General features: G+C 55.2%; 16 protein-coding genes. 5 read left to right on the forward strand and 11 right to left on the reverse strand.

The features are described 5' to 3' along the window. The 5 genes from F8B91_RS00005 to iolD form a co-directional block, all read right to left on the reverse strand. A partial coding sequence (locus F8B91_RS00005; RefSeq protein WP_196501637.1) for a thermonuclease family protein occupies positions 1-363 on the reverse strand: 363 nt, incomplete at its 3' end. A gap of 623 nt (positions 364-986) precedes the next feature. Then, on the reverse strand, positions 987-1,823 hold the full coding sequence (locus F8B91_RS00010; RefSeq protein WP_196501638.1) for a class II fructose-bisphosphate aldolase: 837 nt from the start codon (positions 1,821-1,823) through the stop codon (positions 987-989). Continuing rightward, entirely contained in the window at positions 1,820-2,773 is a 954-nt protein-coding gene (locus F8B91_RS00015) for a 5-deoxy-glucuronate isomerase (protein ID WP_348641694.1), read from the reverse strand. The genes F8B91_RS00010 and F8B91_RS00015 overlap by 4 nt, the downstream gene beginning before the upstream one ends. Next, complete coding sequence (gene iolC / locus F8B91_RS00020) at positions 2,673-3,632, reverse strand: 5-dehydro-2-deoxygluconokinase (protein ID WP_246714926.1); 960 nt, start codon at positions 3,630-3,632, stop codon at positions 2,673-2,675. The genes F8B91_RS00015 and iolC overlap by 101 nt, the downstream gene beginning before the upstream one ends. Positions 3,633-3,635: 3 nt before the next feature. Further along, positions 3,636-5,525 (reverse strand): 3D-(3,5/4)-trihydroxycyclohexane-1,2-dione acylhydrolase (decyclizing), encoded by a 1,890-nt coding sequence (gene iolD, locus F8B91_RS00025; RefSeq protein ID WP_196501640.1) that lies wholly within the window; start codon positions 5,523-5,525, stop codon positions 3,636-3,638. Between the two features lie 80 nt (positions 5,526-5,605). Between iolD and F8B91_RS00030 the strand changes: the two genes are divergently transcribed. Genes F8B91_RS00030 through F8B91_RS00040 form a run of 3 tightly spaced genes read left to right on the forward strand, consistent with a single transcriptional unit; the run spans position 5,606 to position 8,784 of the window. Beyond that, a complete protein-coding gene (locus F8B91_RS00030) occupies positions 5,606-6,709 on the forward strand; it encodes a Gfo/Idh/MocA family protein (RefSeq protein WP_196501641.1) in 1,104 nt (367 codons plus the stop codon). Positions 6,710-6,718: 9 nt separating this feature from the next. After that, complete coding sequence (locus F8B91_RS00035) at positions 6,719-7,609, forward strand: sugar phosphate isomerase/epimerase family protein (RefSeq protein ID WP_196501642.1); 891 nt, start codon at positions 6,719-6,721, stop codon at positions 7,607-7,609. Positions 7,610-7,623: 14 nt separating this feature from the next. After that, positions 7,624-8,784, forward strand: a complete 1,161-nt coding sequence (locus F8B91_RS00040) for a Gfo/Idh/MocA family protein (protein WP_196501643.1) — start codon at positions 7,624-7,626, stop codon at positions 8,782-8,784. Here F8B91_RS00040 and F8B91_RS00045 read toward each other — a convergent pair. The 6 genes from F8B91_RS00045 to F8B91_RS00070 all read right to left on the reverse strand — a co-directional run bounded on the left by F8B91_RS00045 (position 8,781) and on the right by F8B91_RS00070 (position 14,051). Continuing rightward, complete coding sequence (locus F8B91_RS00045; protein ID WP_196501644.1) at positions 8,781-9,806, reverse strand: LacI family DNA-binding transcriptional regulator; 1,026 nt, start codon at positions 9,804-9,806, stop codon at positions 8,781-8,783. The two genes, F8B91_RS00040 and F8B91_RS00045, sit on opposite strands and share 4 nt — an antisense overlap. Before the next feature lie 120 nt (positions 9,807-9,926). After that, positions 9,927-10,778, reverse strand: a complete 852-nt coding sequence (locus F8B91_RS00050; protein WP_210324309.1) for a TIM barrel protein — start codon at positions 10,776-10,778, stop codon at positions 9,927-9,929. A 22-nt stretch (positions 10,779-10,800) separates the two neighbouring features. Further along, on the reverse strand, positions 10,801-11,793 hold the full coding sequence (gene iolG / locus F8B91_RS00055) for an inositol 2-dehydrogenase (RefSeq protein WP_196501645.1): 993 nt from the start codon (positions 11,791-11,793) through the stop codon (positions 10,801-10,803). Between the two features lie 22 nt (positions 11,794-11,815). Then, positions 11,816-12,616, reverse strand: coding sequence for a 3-methyl-2-oxobutanoate hydroxymethyltransferase (locus tag F8B91_RS00060; protein ID WP_196501646.1), 801 nt, complete (start codon positions 12,614-12,616; stop codon positions 11,816-11,818). A 20-nt stretch (positions 12,617-12,636) separates the two neighbouring features. Beyond that, entirely contained in the window at positions 12,637-12,954 is a 318-nt protein-coding gene (locus tag F8B91_RS00065) for a MocE family 2Fe-2S type ferredoxin (protein WP_196503841.1), read from the reverse strand. Next, positions 12,948-14,051: a fatty acid desaturase family protein gene (locus F8B91_RS00070; RefSeq protein WP_196501647.1), complete on the reverse strand. Its 1,104-nt coding sequence runs from the start codon at positions 14,049-14,051 to the stop codon at positions 12,948-12,950. The genes F8B91_RS00065 and F8B91_RS00070 overlap by 7 nt, the downstream gene beginning before the upstream one ends. A gap of 157 nt (positions 14,052-14,208) precedes the next feature. On the opposite strand from F8B91_RS00070, the gene F8B91_RS00075 reads away from it, so the two are divergent. Beyond that, positions 14,209-15,207 (forward strand): LacI family DNA-binding transcriptional regulator, encoded by a 999-nt coding sequence (locus tag F8B91_RS00075; RefSeq protein ID WP_196501648.1) that lies wholly within the window; start codon positions 14,209-14,211, stop codon positions 15,205-15,207. A gap of 339 nt (positions 15,208-15,546) precedes the next feature. Continuing rightward, positions 15,547-16,470, forward strand: coding sequence for a sugar ABC transporter substrate-binding protein (locus tag F8B91_RS00080; RefSeq protein ID WP_196501649.1), 924 nt, complete (start codon positions 15,547-15,549; stop codon positions 16,468-16,470). Positions 16,471-16,495 lie beyond the last annotated feature (25 nt).

Consider the following 16,495-nt stretch of genomic DNA (forward strand, 5'->3'; position numbering starts at 1 on the left):
TGAATATCTGACATAAGCGCGCGCAAAGCCACGCGCCACCATGGCCTGATTCACATCCACGCCGCCGGCGCGGCAATGGCCCAGTGTGCGGGCGTAGAGATCGGTGCCAGCGGCAGAGCAGGTGATGGGACCGGCCTTCAAGATCTTCAGCAAGGCCCGCCTGGCCAGCGCGCCACAATCAAAGGCGTGGCCATCCTCTGTGCGGCAGGTCTGGCCCATCTCAGGCGCATCGATGCCCTCAAGGCGGATGGGCTTGCGATCGAGATGCAGCGTGTCGCCATCAGGCACCCAGATGTCCTGGGCACGCGCAGGATTGCTTGCGCAGAATGCCAGTGCCAGAAACAGGATGCGGAACACGCCCATGAAATGCCCATGATACAGGTGAACTGATCGCGAACGATTAGAGTACAAGGCTCTTGAGTTCAATAATAAAATCAATAGGATAACAAAACCCGCTTACCTTGACATGGTAAGGGTCACAGGTTCGATCCCTGTACCGCCCACCATTTATTCCTACGAATTGCTTGAAATCTTAGTCTACCTATTTTCCTGCCGGAACTTCGGTGCTTTGTGAAGGGCGGCGAGAGCTCTCCGCCCAGTGATGTTGAAAACCTCGCGTTTTGGCGGGCCTTACGCGGGCTTTATCTGTGAACATGCTCCACTGGATTTCATTGGCGACAAGGTTCAAGCGGCTTCGTTGGGTTGACTTAGCAATTCGCATAATGGGTGGTTATGGAAGGTCAGTAGACGCGCTCAGTACGAGGGCCGGCCGGTTACATAATCGGCGCTATGCCAAAACTGGGAGACCTATTTCGGCAGCTCCTTGACAGTAGGGTCGGTGAAGACGTGAGGCGCTGCAATCAGCAAGCTGGGGACCATTGCCTGAAATAAAATATTTCTCCCACCGCAGAACCGTTCTGATCAGTCGTTGACGTTAGATGACCTACGGATTGAACTTTGGCATATTGGAGTAAGTGAAATTTCGCTCAGATCCTGGGAAGATAAAGTTCTCTCATGACGACGCAAGCTGCGAGGCGCGAAGCACTGATTGTTGGCTGCAGGAGCTTTATCCTGTCAAACTCGTCGGATTGATCGGCCAAGGATGCCCTCAGGGATTGGCCAAATGACATCCGGAGTTCAGTTCCGATATTGAATTTCTTGATGCGGCGCGTGGCAGCGAGATTGCGGCGCGTGGCCGCTGGAATACCGCTTCCCCCATGCAGCACAAGGGGAACCCGCGTCACGGCCTCGATGGCCTGCAGCGCCGAGAGATCGATGTCTGCGACCTTGTCGGTTTGAAGATGCACATTGCCGATGGATATGGCTAGCGCGTCCACACCCGTCTCGTGCTCAAATCTTGAGGCTTCTGCAGGTAAGGTGTGTTCCGATACAGAGCCGTTGGAATAGCCCACAACTCCAACTTCTCCTTCAACCGACACTTTGCTGGCTTTGGCGAGTTCGACAACGCTGGAGGTCAGTGCGATGTTTTCATCAAGCAGGAGCATTGAGCCATCAATCATCACGGAACTGAAACCGCTGTCGATGCCTACACGGCATTCTTCAAGGGTACAGGCATGATCAATGTGGCAGACCACTGGCACGCTTGCCTGTTCCGCGAGATGGCGGAACATTTTGCCGAGAATTGGAACCGGGGTGTATTTCCGACAGCCAGGCCCCGCCTGCAGGATGACCGGCAGGCCCGTTTCCTCTGCGGCCTCGACAAAAGCTCTGGCGTCTTCCCAGCCGAGAACCACCAGCCCCGCAACTGCATAGTGTCCTTCGATGGCTGGGAGCAGCACATCATTGAGTGTCGCGACCGTCATTTGAATTTGGCAATCATGTCTTTGATGCCCGGAATGGTTTCAACCTGATAGGCGTGCGTTGGCTGGAAGAACTGGATCAGCGAACGTTGGCTGAGCCCGCCAAGAATCGTGAAATAATACATTTCATAGCCAGGTGCTGCCACGCACGGATGATAGCCCTTTTCAAGGACGACGGTTGAGCGATCCATGAGGTGATAAGCCTCGCCCACCACCCCGTCCTCGCGTTGCACAAGCTGCAAGCCAAAGCCATGGTTGGGGCGGAAACGGAAATTATATGTCTCATCATGGCGCGTTTCGAGAAGGCCGCGATCAGTGTCGTGCTTATGCGGTGGAAAGCCAGACCAGCCTCCTTGGCCCACCGTGAACAATTCCGAGACCAGCAACCGGCCCACCCTGCCATGATATTTCGTGCCGAGAATATGTTTGATCTTGCGATGGGTTTTCGTGTCATCAGAGCCATATTGGATTTTGTCGATGTCGGCGCTTCGGACTGCGAAAGGCGTAAGCACGCCATCGAAGCGGGCTCCGGCGATAAAGACTTCGGCTTTTGCTGATGTGCAGACAATTCGAACCTTGGATGCCGTTGGTGCATAGGCCCCCTCAGGCTCGCCATCCCACACATCAACACCGCGGTTTCCAATCGCTTCAAAGACTTCACCCCCAATCGTGACGTCTACAGCTCCCGTTGCAGGCACCACGGCGGTTTCATATCCCGGTACCTGGTATTCAAATGATTGCCCCTCCATAAGGTTCACAATGTTGAAATAGTTCAGCGGAACACGCGCATCGCCAATATCAACAATGGGCCGGTTCTGGTTATCGTGGGGCGGGATATGCATGATTGTTCCCTTATGCGGATCGTTGGCTAATGAATGACAAGACTTCTGCGGTGTCGGGCATGGCGGGCGCGCAGCCCACGCGTGTAACCACAAGGGCTGCCGTTGCGGCACCGCGTTTCACGGCCTGTGGCAGGGGATCGCCGGCCACGAGACCCGATATGAAACCACCCATGAAGCCATCTCCAGCGCCGGTGGGTTTGAGCGCGGACACGGAGAACACCGGGGTTGCAAAGTCTGTGCCGCCTGAAAAGGTGATCGCGCCTTTTTCGCCCATTTTGTAAACGACGATGCGGCTGGTTTTGGTCGCCATTTGCTGAGCAAGGTCGCGCCCGTCATCGGCACCGTTTAACACCGCGAATTCCTCGTCATTGCCGATGATGATGTCGCAGAGTTCTGCTGCTGCACGGCAGATGTCGCGTGCGTCCTCTTTTGAGCTCCAGGAATAGGGGCGGTAGTCAATGTCGATGATCAAGACGAGACCGGCCTTGTCTGCCAATGTCATGGCCTCCAGGGTGGCGCTGCGCGAAGGTTCACGGGCGAGGGCGGTTCCCGTCACGATGAGGGCGGCAAACTCAGAATAATTGATTGCGGCTGCATCGGCTTTGGTCACTTCAAAGTCAGCAGCACCATTGCGATAGATCACCGACTGGCAATGGACTGCGCGGGTTTCCACAACTGCCAGAGAGTTTCGCGCTTCACCCCCCACTTGTTTGATGAAGCGCGTGTCGACGCCATAAGAGGTCAGTGCCTTCAACGTATAGCGGCCCACGGCATCATTTGACACTGCGGTGAGCAGGGCCGTGTTCCCGCCCTGTTTTGAAATGGCGACGGCGATATTGGCAGCAGACCCGCCGAGGGCTGCGCTAAATTTCAGCGCGTCCTCAATTTCGGTCCCTGGAGGATCGGCATAGAGGTCCATGCCGGCCCGGCCGATGACGAGAAACTTGTTCTGCGCCAGACATTCCAACATGCTTCAAACACCCTGTCGCTGGCGGCTTCGGCCCGCTTCGACATCGGCGCGGGCTTTGAGAACTTCGGGGCGATTGGATACCGAGGGTGTACCGATCTCCCACCACGTATGTCCTTCATTGCTCCAGCCCTCATGAGCATCAACCTTGAGGCAAATGACATAGGTCTTCTGCGAGGCCTGAGCCCGCTTGAACGCATGCTTTACCTCATCGATTGAAAAAACATCTTCTGCCGCAGCGCCCATCGCTTTGGCGTGGGAGGAAAAATCGACGGCAAAGGGTTCGGTCTCGATGTTGCAGTCTGCGATCAGATTGTTGAAGGACACATTGCCTGTGTTATTTTGCAATTTGTTGATGACGGCAAAGCCACCATTGTCGCAGACAATGATAATTAGCTTCCTGCCATTGAGCACGGAAGAATAAATGTCGGAATTCATCATCAGGTAGGACCCATCGCCCGTGAAGATGATGGTGTCGCGCTCGGGCTCAGTTTCCATCTGTGCAATGCGCGCACCCCAGCCACCGGCAATTTCATAACCCATGCAGGAATAGCCAAACTCAACATCAACGGACCCGGTGGACAGGGTTCGCCAGTTCGCGGCAACTTCTGCCGGAAGCCCGCCCGCTGCCGCAACAACCCGGTCACGCGGGTGGCACAGGCTGTTCACAGCCCCGATCACCTGCGCATAGGACATTGGCCGGTTGCTGCCTGTCGGCAATTTGGGACTGATATTGCCATCAACATATTGGTCCCAAGCCTTGCGTTCCTGATCCGCATGGGAAACCCATTCATCAGCGACGCGGTATTCGCCCAACGCCTGGGAAAGCTTGATCAACGAGAGCAACGCATCGCCCACCACCGGCAGGGACATATGCTTGGTCGCATCGAAACGGCCGACATTGATGGAAATGATGCGGGCATCCCGATCAAAGGCCGTCCAAGACCCCGTTGTAAAATCCTGCAGCCTCGTGCCTACAGCCAGAATGCAATCCGCCTCTGCGGCAATGGCGTTGGCGCTGTTGGACCCGGTGACGCCAATGGGGCCGATGTTCAGGGTTTGCCCGTGAACGAGATTGGCGCGTCCGGCAATGGTTTCAACAACAGGAATGTTGTGGGTCTCGGCAAAATGCAGAAGCTCGGCCGTGGCGCCTGAATATTGCACGCCACCCCCGGCGATGATGACGGGTCGCTTCGCGGCCTTCAGAAGTTTGGCTGCCATGGCAATTTCCGTGTGATCAGGTTGCTGGCGGCGGATGTGATGGACGCATTCGGCGAAGAATTCTTCGGGATAATCATAGCTCCAGCCTTGCACATCATCCTGTGGCAGGCCCAGAAATACCGGGCCGCAATCTGCAGGATCGAGCATCGTTGCAATGGCCTTGGGAAGTGACTGGATGATTTGTGCGGAGTGAACGATGCGGTCCCAAAAGCGGGTGACACTTTTGAATGCGTCATTCACGGTTACGGTGGGATCGTTGAAGTGTTCCACTTGCTGCAGCACAGGATCAGGCAGGCGGCTGACGTAAGTGTCGCCGCACAGGAATAGAATTGGCAATCGGTTGGTATGGGCAACGGCTGCGGCTGTGACCATGTTGGTGGTTCCGGGGCCAGCAGAGGCCGTAGCAAACATGAAGCGGCGACGCAGCTTCTGCTTGGCATAGGCCACAGCAGCGAGCGCCATTGATTGTTCGTTCTGGCCCCGCCAAAGAGGCAGCTCGCGCTTGTATTCGTGCAAGGCTTCGCCCAGGCAAATCACATTGCCATGCCCGAAAATCCCAAAACCACCGCCGCAAAGTCTCTGCTTCACCCCATCAATCTCAATGAACTGATTGGCCAAATGGCGCACGAGGGCTTGAGCAGTCGTCAAGTGGACAGTGCGGGACGTGTGTTGCATGGCGATCTCCAACTGGGCTTGACGTTGAAGACTAGCTCGTGTTTACTCAGCTTGCAAGCGCTTGCAAAAAGGAATCGTTGGTGACGCAGATTGGCATCGGAATCATCGGGGGCGGGTATATGGGCAAGGCCCATGCCGTGGCGATGGGTGCTGTCGCGGCGGTCTTTGATACAGCACTTCGACCTTCGCTTGAGGTGGTTTGCACGACAACGGAAAAGGGTGCTGCATACAAGGCTCGGCAGTTTGGCTTTAAGAAATCTACGGCGGATTGGCGCAATCTGATTGATGATCCTTCAGTTCAAGCGATCGTCATTGCAAGCCCGCAGGACACTCATTGCGAAATCGCGCTGGCGGCCTTCGCCCGCGGCAAACATGTTTTATGTGAAAAGCCTCTAGGGCTGGGCCTCGAGCAGAGCCGCGCGATGGTTGCTGCAGCGGAGAAAAGCAACTGCATTAACATGGTTGGCTTCAACTATATCCGCACCCCGGCCTCGCAACTGGCGCGCCAAATCATTGCGGGCGGTGAGATCGGCGAGATCACATTCCTGCGCGCCGAACACACTGAAGATTTTCTGAGCGATGCTTCCTTGCCTGGTGACTGGCGCACCGAGGGACGGGCCAATGGCAACATGGGAGACCTTGCGCCGCATATCATCAACGCTGCGTTGGCTCTCGTCGGCCCCATTACTTCACTTGTGGCTGACATTGCCACCGTCCACAAGACGCGGGGCGGAATTCCCGTGACCAATGATGACCAAAGCGCATTGTTGTGTCGCTTTGCCAATGGCGCGATGGGCCAACTGTTCATCAGCCGGATCGCGACGGGGCGCAAGATGGGGTATGCCTATGAGATCTACGGCACCAAAGGCTCCATCCGCTTTGATCAGGAAGACCAGAACGCCCTGTGGCTTTACCGCGCGGATGGTTCGCAAGACCGCAGGGGCTTTGCCAAGATTCTGACTGGTCCCTTGCACCCAGACTACAAGCCTTTCTGCCTCGGGCCTGGCCATGGCACGGGCTATCAGGATCAGATCATCATCGAGGCGCGCGATTTCGTGCAGTCCATCCATGAAGGCAAGTCACGCTGGCCGACATTTCGTGATGGCATGCTGGTCAATCAGATCATTGAGGCTGGCTGGCGCTCCCATGAAGGGCGATGCTGGGTTGAAATTTCAGATGTGTGAGTTTTCGATATGACGATCAAAATTGGAAATGCGCCCTGTTCCTGGGGCGTGGAGTTTGCTGATGACGCACGCAATCCGCCTTGGACGCGCGTTCTCGATGAATGCAAAGCGGCAGGCTATGATGGCATTGAGCTTGGGCCGATCGGATTCATGCCTGAGGACCCCGCTCTTCTGGGGGACGCACTTGCAGCCCGGGAGCTGACATTGATCGGCGGCGTGGTTTTTCGACCGTTCCATGATGCGGCGCAATGGGATGATGTGAAGCAGGCTTCGATCCGCACCTGCAAGTCCCTCGTGGCCCATGGCGCCAGGCACCTTGTGTTGATCGATTCCATTTCGCCGCGACGCGCACCGACGGCTGGCCGCCCTGATGAAGCAGAGCCCATGTCGAAAGCCGAATGGCAAGGCTTTGCCTCGCGCTTTCGCGATATTGCAAAAATGGGCACTCAAGAATTTGGCCTCACGGTCTCTCTTCATCCCCATGCCGCGGGCTTCATGGATTTCGAGGCGGAGGTCGAACGCCTGCTCGGTGAGATCGATCCGTCATTCCTTAAGCTTTGTCTCGATAATGGCCATTCGCATTATGCTGGCTTTGATCCTGTCGCTTTCATGAAGCGGCACCGGGAGAGACTGAGCTATGTTCACTTCAAGGATATTGATCCTGTTGTGAAAGCCGATGTAGTGGCCAAGCGCACAGATTTCTACAAGGCCTGCGGGCAGGGCATCTTCTGCAATCTCGGCAAGGGCACGACGGATTTCAAAGCCGTGAAGAAGCTGTTGCTTGACACAGGCTATGATGGATGGTGCACGGTCGAGCAGGATTGTGACCCTGCCGGGCCAACCAGCCCTGTTGATGATGCACGCGCCAATCGCGATTATCTTCGTTCGATTGGTTTTTGATTCCAGGAGTGAGCATGGCACGTTTCAGTTGGGGCATGATTGGCGGCGGCGAAGGCAGCCAGATCGGACCGGTGCATCGCATCAGTTCAGCACTCGATGCGCGCTTCGAATTGAAAGCAGGCGCACTCGATGTTGATCCCGTGAAGGGCAGGGACTTTGCCATCCGTCTGGGCGTTGCGCCAGACCGCGCTTATGGTGATTGGAAGGAGATGCTGGCGGGTGAGAAGTCTCGCCAAGACCGCATCGATCTTGTGACCGTTGCCACGCCCAATTCAACGCACTATCAAATCACCAAGGCTTTTCTCGAAGCCGGCATTCATGTGCTCTGCGAGAAGCCGATGACTGTGACGGTTGATGAAGCCGAGGATATTGCGGCGACAGCCAAACGGACAGGGGCCATCTGCGCCGTGAACTACGGCTACACAGGATATGCTCTGGTGCGCCACATGCGGGCCATGACTGCACGTGGCGATCTTGGCAAGGTGCGCCTCATTGTTGTTGAATTCTCGCACGGCTTTCATGCCGATGCGAGCGATGCCGATAACCCGCGCATGCGTTGGCGCTATGATCCGGCCCAAGCTGGAATTTCTGGGCAATTCGCTGATTGCGGCATTCATGCCTTGCATATGGCCAGCTTTGTGTCCGGCCAGAATGCACGTGAACTTTCAGCCGATTTCGTGTCCACCATTTCCAGCCGCAAGCTGGAAGATGATGCCATGGTGAATGTGCGTATGGATGGCGGAACAACGGTCAGGCTTTGGACGAGCTCTGTGGCCGTTGGAAGTTTCCATGGTTTCAACATCAGGGTCTTTGGGGAGAAGGGTGGCCTGCGCTGGGCGCAGCAATGGCCCGACCAACTCTATTGGACGCCGCTCAATGGCCGTACCGAAAAGATCGAGCGTGGCATGGGCGGCCTTTCTGCTGATGCAGAGCGTGCAACGCGCATTGCCACTGGCCATTCGGAAGGCATGCTGGTGGCCTTTGCCAATATTTATGCTGATCTTGCCGAGGTGATTGAAGCGCGAAAGAACAAGTCAGCGGCCAATCCGCTGGCGCTGCATTTCCCAACGGCTGTTGATGGTTTGCGGTCGATTGCCGCGATCAAGGCTTCGGTTGAATCCGCCAAAGCAGGTGGTGCCTGGACGGACGCGCGGCCGCCCAGCTTGCGAAGCTAAAGCTGCCGCAAGGTGCCACGCGACACAGCTTCGCAGGCGAAATATTTCGTCTCTGGTTCTAGCGCATGATCGGCGACGAGTTCGATGGATCGCTCAACGGCGGCGACAATGATCTCAGCAATGGGCTGGCGGATGGTAGACAGGTTGTAAGCAGCCCATGAGGCCAACGCGATATCATTGAAACCGAGAACGCCCACATCCCCCGGCACTGAAAGGCCGCGCTCCTTGCAGGCATCAAGCGCGCCGATGGCCAAGATGTCATCCCCGCAGAAAACGGCTTCGATCTTCTTGTCGTTCAAAAGCTGCAGCATCGTGTCTCGTCCGCTCTGGTGCGAGTAGGATTCACCAAAAACCTCGGCGATGGGAACAATGCCCTTGTCTCTTAATCCCGCACGGAAGCCTCGCAAACGATCGGCCGTTGAACTTGCAGTTTGTGGCCCGCCGAGGAAAGCCAGCTTGCGATAGCCGTGATCCAGCATGATTTCAGCGGCGAGTTTGCCGCCCTGCGCATTGTCAGCCCCCACCACGTGCTTTGGGTGTTTGGTCGAGGGCCTTCCGAAAGCATGAACCAGCGGGATGCTCGCCGAAAGGCAGCCTTTGATGAAGGCAGGCGATACAGTGGAAGAAGCGATGATCACGCAATCCACGCTGTATTGCCGAAGCATTGCAATGGCCTTTTGCGGATCGGAATTGCCGGAGAGATTGGCGAGCAGGGGCCTCAGACCATGGTCCTGCAGTCGCCTCGTGAACAGATCGAAAATTTCCATGAAGGCAGGATTGTCGAAATTGTTGGAGACAAGGCCGATCAATTCGGTTCGTCCCGTCATCAGGCTGCGCGCCATGGCGTTGGGCTGGTATCCCAGGGCGCGGGCGGCCTTCATGATTATTTCGCGCGTGGCGGGAGCTACACTTGCCCCATCGGTGAAGGCGCGCGACACGGCGGAGATCGACACCCCGGCGCGATCAGCCACCTGCCTGGCCGTTATGTTCCGGCTGGGCGGCTTGACGTCAATTGGCGGCATGGATGTTCGCGGCAATTTTGGCCTGTCAGATTTCACACATTCAATGCGATTAGTTCTTTGCGCATTTGAGCGTTAGATAACAAGCTGTCAATCGTCAGGACAGTTTGATGTAACGACCGTTCAGGAGGCGGCAGAAACCTTGTCCAGCGCGGTTTGCATGGCGTCAAAACTCGTCTTTAGTTCACGCTCGAGATTCGCATTCGAATGAACCGATGGTGCAAAACATTCATATGAGAACGCACCTTTGTAGCCACGGGCCAAGAGTTTTTTAATCTGTTCAATGTTCCCGAGCCTGTCGTCTGATGTCACCAGTATCCTGTGTTCGTCGCGCATCTGGTCTATGCCGACACTGGCATCGACAACCCCAGAGATATGCACAATACCCGTCTCCTCCGGGAAGAACTCTGTCTCGTTTGCAAGGTGATGATGGAACGTGTCATGCACAAGCTTGTAGTGCGCTTCTCCTCCCACAGCCTTAAACGCCTCGATTGCTTCGCGCTTGCGGCGCAATGAGGACGTGCTGAACCCCAGGGGCTCGACGAGCGCAATCAAGCCTGACGTCTTCAAGAGAGGCAGAATTTGCGTGAGCGCAAAATGCAATCCGGAAATCCTCGAATCATCCGATTCCACTTTCCCGTCATTGGAGGGGATCAGCGAAATGGACTGGGCCCCGCTTTGTTGAGCCTCTTTAATTAGCCGCTCCACTTTCACGCGAATGGTATCTGACCAGCGATTAAAGCCGTAAACTTCCGAGAGGCCCAACAACTTGACATTTTTCGTCAGCGCGTAGGCGCCAATCTCTGCGGGATCTCTGCCGTCAAAGAAGGCGCGATCTGCAAGTTTCTTGTCGGAGAGATCATTGCGAAGCTCAATTCCGCTACAGCCCAGCCGCGCCGCGAGATCGATGAACTCTTTAGCATCCAACCGGGGTGCGGTGATGTGATTCAATGCGAAATGGATTTCGTGTTTCATATTCATATTCATACCCACCACTTCACGCCACCTTCACAGGCTTGCCCGTCTGCCAGGACACAGTGGCAGCGTCAGCGAGTTTCTGGGCCTGCAAGCCATCAAAGCCTGAAGGTTTGGGATTGCGGTCGCCGGATTCAACAGCAGCGATGAAGGTATTGAGCTCATGGGCATAGGCCGCGCCATAACGCTCAAGGAAGAAGTTCTGAATGGGATCAGCTTTGGTGCCTTCAGCATTGTGAACTTCAACCGTGGTATTGTGCACATTGCGGGCGGAAAGCATGCCCTTTGAACCATGAACCTCCATGCGCTGGTCATAGCCATAGGTGGCGCGCCTGGAATTGGTGATGACCGCAATGCGGCCCGAGGCCGTCTGCATTTGAACAGCCGCCGTATCAACGTCACCGGCCACGCCAATGGCCTTGTCAACCAGGGCGGAACCCAAGGCATGCACCACCACGAATTCTTCGCCCATCAGAAAGCGCGCCATGTCGAGATCATGGATCATCATGTCCCGGAACAAGCCGCCTGAGCCTTTGACATAGTCAGCAGGCGGGGGATTGGGATCACGCGAGATCACAGTCACCAGTTCCACATCGCCGATCACACCCTTGCGGATGCGTTGTTCCAGCTCGCCGAAATTAGGGTCAAAGCGCCGGTTAAAGCCAATCATCAAGGTTGACTTGTTCTTCTCCACCACTTTCAGGGTCTGCTCGATCAGCTCCACGGACAGCGACACCGGCTTCTCGCACATGATCGACTTGCCATTGTTGGAAGCCGCCTGGATCTGCTCAGCGTGAAAACCTGTCGGAGAGCCGATCAATACCGCATCGACATCCTTTGCCTTCATGATCTCGTCAACGGACGCGACCTTGGCACCATATTGCGCAGCCAGAGCCTCCGCTGCCGCGGGCATGGCATCGGCGATATAGCTGAGCTTCGCCTTGGAATTCAAAGCGATGGTCTTGGAATGCACCTTGCCAATGCGGCCTGCGCCGATAACGCCAAATCTGATCATATTAGCTCTCCCATTCTGTTCGCTATTTGCCCGCCAGCATTTTCTTGAAAGCATCCATTTCGGCTTTGGGCGCCGTAACCAAATACTCTGGGGTCGGCCAGCCCCCCGATTGAACCTCAGCCACGAAAGACTTGAAAGCATCCACGCGCATCGTCTGGATGCGCGCATATTCTGCTGCAAGATTTGCATATTTCTTGGCATGCCGGGGCACATGGCCCGAATTGGTACCCAGCACGTCACAGCCAAACAGATATTGGCAATCGCCGCCTGAGCCGCCACCCATGGAGACCAGAAACAGATCTGTGTGCTTCGATATTTCGGCGGTCACTTCCGGCGGCACCACTTCAATCTCAACGCCGAATGCGCCAGCTTCTTCATAACGTTTGACCTGCTCAAATACCTGTTTAGCGCTTGCAGCGGTCTTACCGACGGCTTTGAAGCCGCCCGTCCAAGTGGCCTTGGACGGAATCAAACCAACATGACCGATGACCGGAACGGCCTCTTCGGCCAGACGTTTCACGGTTTGCAATGAGGCCGAGCAATAGACGGCATCGGCACCGGCCTTCAGCATTTTGAATGACCAGTCGATGAAGAAGTCGGTGTTGCCGCCTTCGAAATAATTCATGCCTGGAACTGCAAACAGGCTGGGGCCGACATCGCGAAATCGCGGCTCAATCATCATTTCTGGTGGAACGGATACCATGTCGATTCCGGCGGCTTCTGCGGCTGCAAGCTCATCCCAGCTTTCCGTCCGCATCATGGTATATTGAACCTTGCCCTTGTTGGCGCGGATATCGGCGATGGTGGGGCGTTTGCGGGCCATGATTTTCCTTGAGCTTCAGATCAGACAATTGCGATGAAGATCTTCAAGTTTTCGATTTTGACAGGGTATGTTTTCAAGTTCACGCAAACAGGCGCGCCCTTGGCTGCACCCGTGGTGTAGTCAAACCGGCCATTATGCTTGGGGCATTCGATGATGGTGTCCATCACCAACCCATCGGCGAGATGGACGCGCTCATGCGTGCAAAGCCCGTCGGTCGCGTAGAACTTGTCATCGGGTGAACGATAGATCGCGTAGGACTTTCCCTCATGATCAAAGCGGATCACATCTTCCTGATTGATGTCATCCTTGTCGCAAACCTCCACCCAATTGGTCATGATGCGCTGTCCAAGATGCTGGCGGGGTCGGATTGTCCATGGAGGCTTGGGCGATAGGGCTTCGCGGTTGGCGGCAAAGCACGCAACAGGAAATAGTCTTCGCCCTTGAATTGGCGCCACCAGACCGGAATCATCTCACGATAGGCGGCTCCCATGGAGGGTGAGGGGGCAGGGAGGTCGCCCTTGATGATCTCATGCAGTCTGGGCAGTGCGTGGTAAGGCACCATCGGGAACATGTGATGCTCAATATGATAGTTCATGTTCCAATAGATGAAGCGCGAGATCGGGTTGATATAGACGGTACGCGAATTCATGCGGTGGTCGAGTACATTATCGGCGAGCCCGCCATGCTGCATCAGACCAGTCAAAATATGATGCCAAGCGCCGTAAAGCCGAGGCAGGCCCACCAGAAGCAGCGGCAGGATGGACTGGAAATAGAAACAAGCCGCAAGGGTTGCTACATAGATAAGCATCCACACGCGGGCGACGAAAATAACTTTCGGCCATTCAGATTCGGGTATGAAGGTTTTTTCTTCATCAGTCACAATCCCCGCAACGTTGATGAGCATCATTTTCAATGCGTCATAGGCATCGAGAATTCCGGTGAAGGCGACAAGGACCTTGAACAGAACCGGTGGCCGCATCACCGCAATTTCGGGATCGAGCCCGACGATAATGGTATCGGTGTGGTGACGCGTATGGCTCCAGCGCCAACGTGTGGGATTGCGCATGATCATGAAACAGGCGATTTGATAGACGACGTTATTCATCCAGCGCGTCTTGAAGGCGGTGCCGTGGCCACACTCATGCCAGCGAGAATCCGTCGCTGATCCATAGAGTACGCCATAGCAGAGGAGTGGAATGACGGCCCACCAGCTTGGCCAGATATAAATTGCCCAGGCGGCAAAGATCACCATGGCACCGAGCCATACAATCGTGTCGCGCGTGGCGGGACCATCCGTCCGTTTCATCAGGTCTTTCATGACCTGGCGGCTCACTTCAGAATGATACCATTCGGCTGACTTCAGGCCGGCCTCTTCGGCAAGCTTGGCATCTTGCCCCAGCATTCCATAGTCGCGTTGCTTGTGAACTTTGGTCATGGAACAGATCTCTTATTCATGGATGGTGCTAGAATAAAAATTCCAGATGGGCAAAGGGTTCCTGACGTAATCTATCAGATTGCATCATTATATGTCAGGTGTTATGGGGCGTTCGAGGGACTAACATCTGATGGTTGCACGACCCACGATAGCGGATTTGGCGAAGAAAGCTGGGGTCAGCGTGGCGACCGTCGACCGTGTGCTGAATCGGCGATTGCCGGTGCGCGCTGATACCGCGCAACGGGTTGTGCAAGCGGCGGAAGCCATTGGGTATCATGCGACGGGACTCTTGAAGCGCAGGTTGACTGAAGCTCCCGTGCGCAAGTTTGGCTTCCTGCTGCAAAAGCGCGATGCCTTCTATCAGGTACTCGGTCGTGAGCTGGCGGATGTTACAAAATTGGCCAGCTACATCGAGGGCAAGCCTATTGTGGAATTCATGGAAGAATTGGCGCCCGGCTACATAGCATCCAAAATTCGGGAGGTGGCGCCGAAGGTTGATGCCATGGCGGTGGTCGCTGTTGATCATCCACTTATAAATGAAGCTGTCGACACCGTGGTCCAGTCTGGAAAGCCTGTATTCTCCCTGTTAAGTGACCTGACTACAGAAATGAAATCCGGCCATATAGGCATGGACGGGAGGAAAGTTGGCCGCATTGCCGCCTGGACAATCAGTCGTATGGCAAAAAGACAGGGCCAAGTTGGCATCCTGCTGGGCAGTCATCGCTATCTTAATCAGGATTTGGCCGAGATCAGCTTCAGGAGCTACATGCGCGAGCATGCTCCCCATTTTACCGTTCTGGAAGCCATCATCAATCTGGACGATGAGCATATCGCCTATGACGCCATTTCCCACATGGTTGAAAAAAGTGCGGACCTCGTTGCCATCTATGCATGCGGTGGTGGGCAGGACGGTTTGATCAAAGCCCTCCGGGATAAACGTGGTGACCGGAACATTGTCGCCATCTGCAACGAATTGACGCAAATGACCCGGACTGCATTGATTGATGGCACAATTGATCTTTGCCTCGGACACCCGGTTGTACCCATGGCTTCGCTCCTGGTGGAAATGATGGCGAAGGCTTGCTCTGCACCTGAGATTCCGCATTTCCCACCACGTCTGTTTTCAGCCGAAATCTTCATCAGCGAAAACATCTGAACTACAGGCGCCTTGGTCCGCAATGATAGTTTTTGATAGTTATTGGCTCGGCCAGCAGCACTTTGTTGACTCCGATCCAGAATAGAATAATCCTTCCAATACTATCCCGAGATGCACCAAATCTTCCATTTTGGGATACCGCAAAGCGCCAAAAGAAGCACGAGCGGAAGGGAGGGTTAAATGGTTTTACATTCCTGTCTTCATGACTTGGCCACACGCGCCGCAACCTGTTTGCCGGAAGGCATTTGGATTTGAGGCCAACTTTTATTCCCCCTTGGGGAACTCCGGCCAAGTGAACGGGTGCTGCCGGACACCCGATAAAAGGGAGTTACACTCAAAATGAAAAAATTTCTTCTCGCCACCGCCGCCATCGCCATGATGTCCGGCACAGCTTTTGCCGGCAACATCGGCGTTACAATGGCCAACACCGACACGTTCCTGACCGTCCTCCAGAAGGGCATTGAAAAGGCCGCCAAGGATGCCGGCCAGCCGGTGCAGGTTGAAATTGCAGAAAACGATGTGTCGAAACAACTCTCGCAGGTGCAAAACTTCATTGCTGCCAAGGTGGATGCAATTATCGTGAATGCAGTGGACACATCTGCCACGGTGCCAATGACCAAGTTGGCTAACGACGCCGGCATCCCGATTGTCTATGTCAATCGTCAGCCCATCGACGTTGACAAGCTTGGCCCCAAGGGCGCGTTCGTTGCTTCGAATGAAGCTGACTCCGGTACACTGGAAACCAAGGAAGTGTGCAAGCTTCTGGGCGGCAAGGGCGACATTCTCGTCATGGTCGGCGATCTTGGCAACCAGGCCGCAGTTCAACGCACCAAGGACATTCATGAAGTCATTGCCACCGATGAGTGCAAAGGCATGAAAATTCTGGATGAGCAAACCGCTGTTTGGGATCCTGTGAAGGCCCAGGACTTGATGACCAACTGGATTGCCGCCGGCAAGAAGCCTGCCGCCGTGATTGCCAATAATGACAACATGGCGATCGGTGCCATCAATGCCATGAAGGCTGCTGGTTGGAATATGAAGGATGTGATTGTAGCCGGGATTGACGCTACTCAGGAAGCTCTTGCCACCATGAAGGCTGGCGATCTCGATGTCACAGTGTTCCAGGATGCCGCTGGTCAGGGAAAAGGCGCTGTTGACACTGCCATCAAGCTTGTGAAAGGCGAAAAGGTCGACGCCAAGGTCTACATTCCGTTCCAGCTCGTCACCCCCGCCAACATGGCTGACTACATGTCCAAGAACTGATCGACAAAACTTGCGAAGTGCGCCA

Origin of the sequence: Aestuariivirga litoralis, assembly GCF_015714715.1 — a bacterium.
Lineage (GTDB): Bacteria > Pseudomonadota > Alphaproteobacteria > Rhizobiales > Aestuariivirgaceae > Aestuariivirga > Aestuariivirga litoralis_A.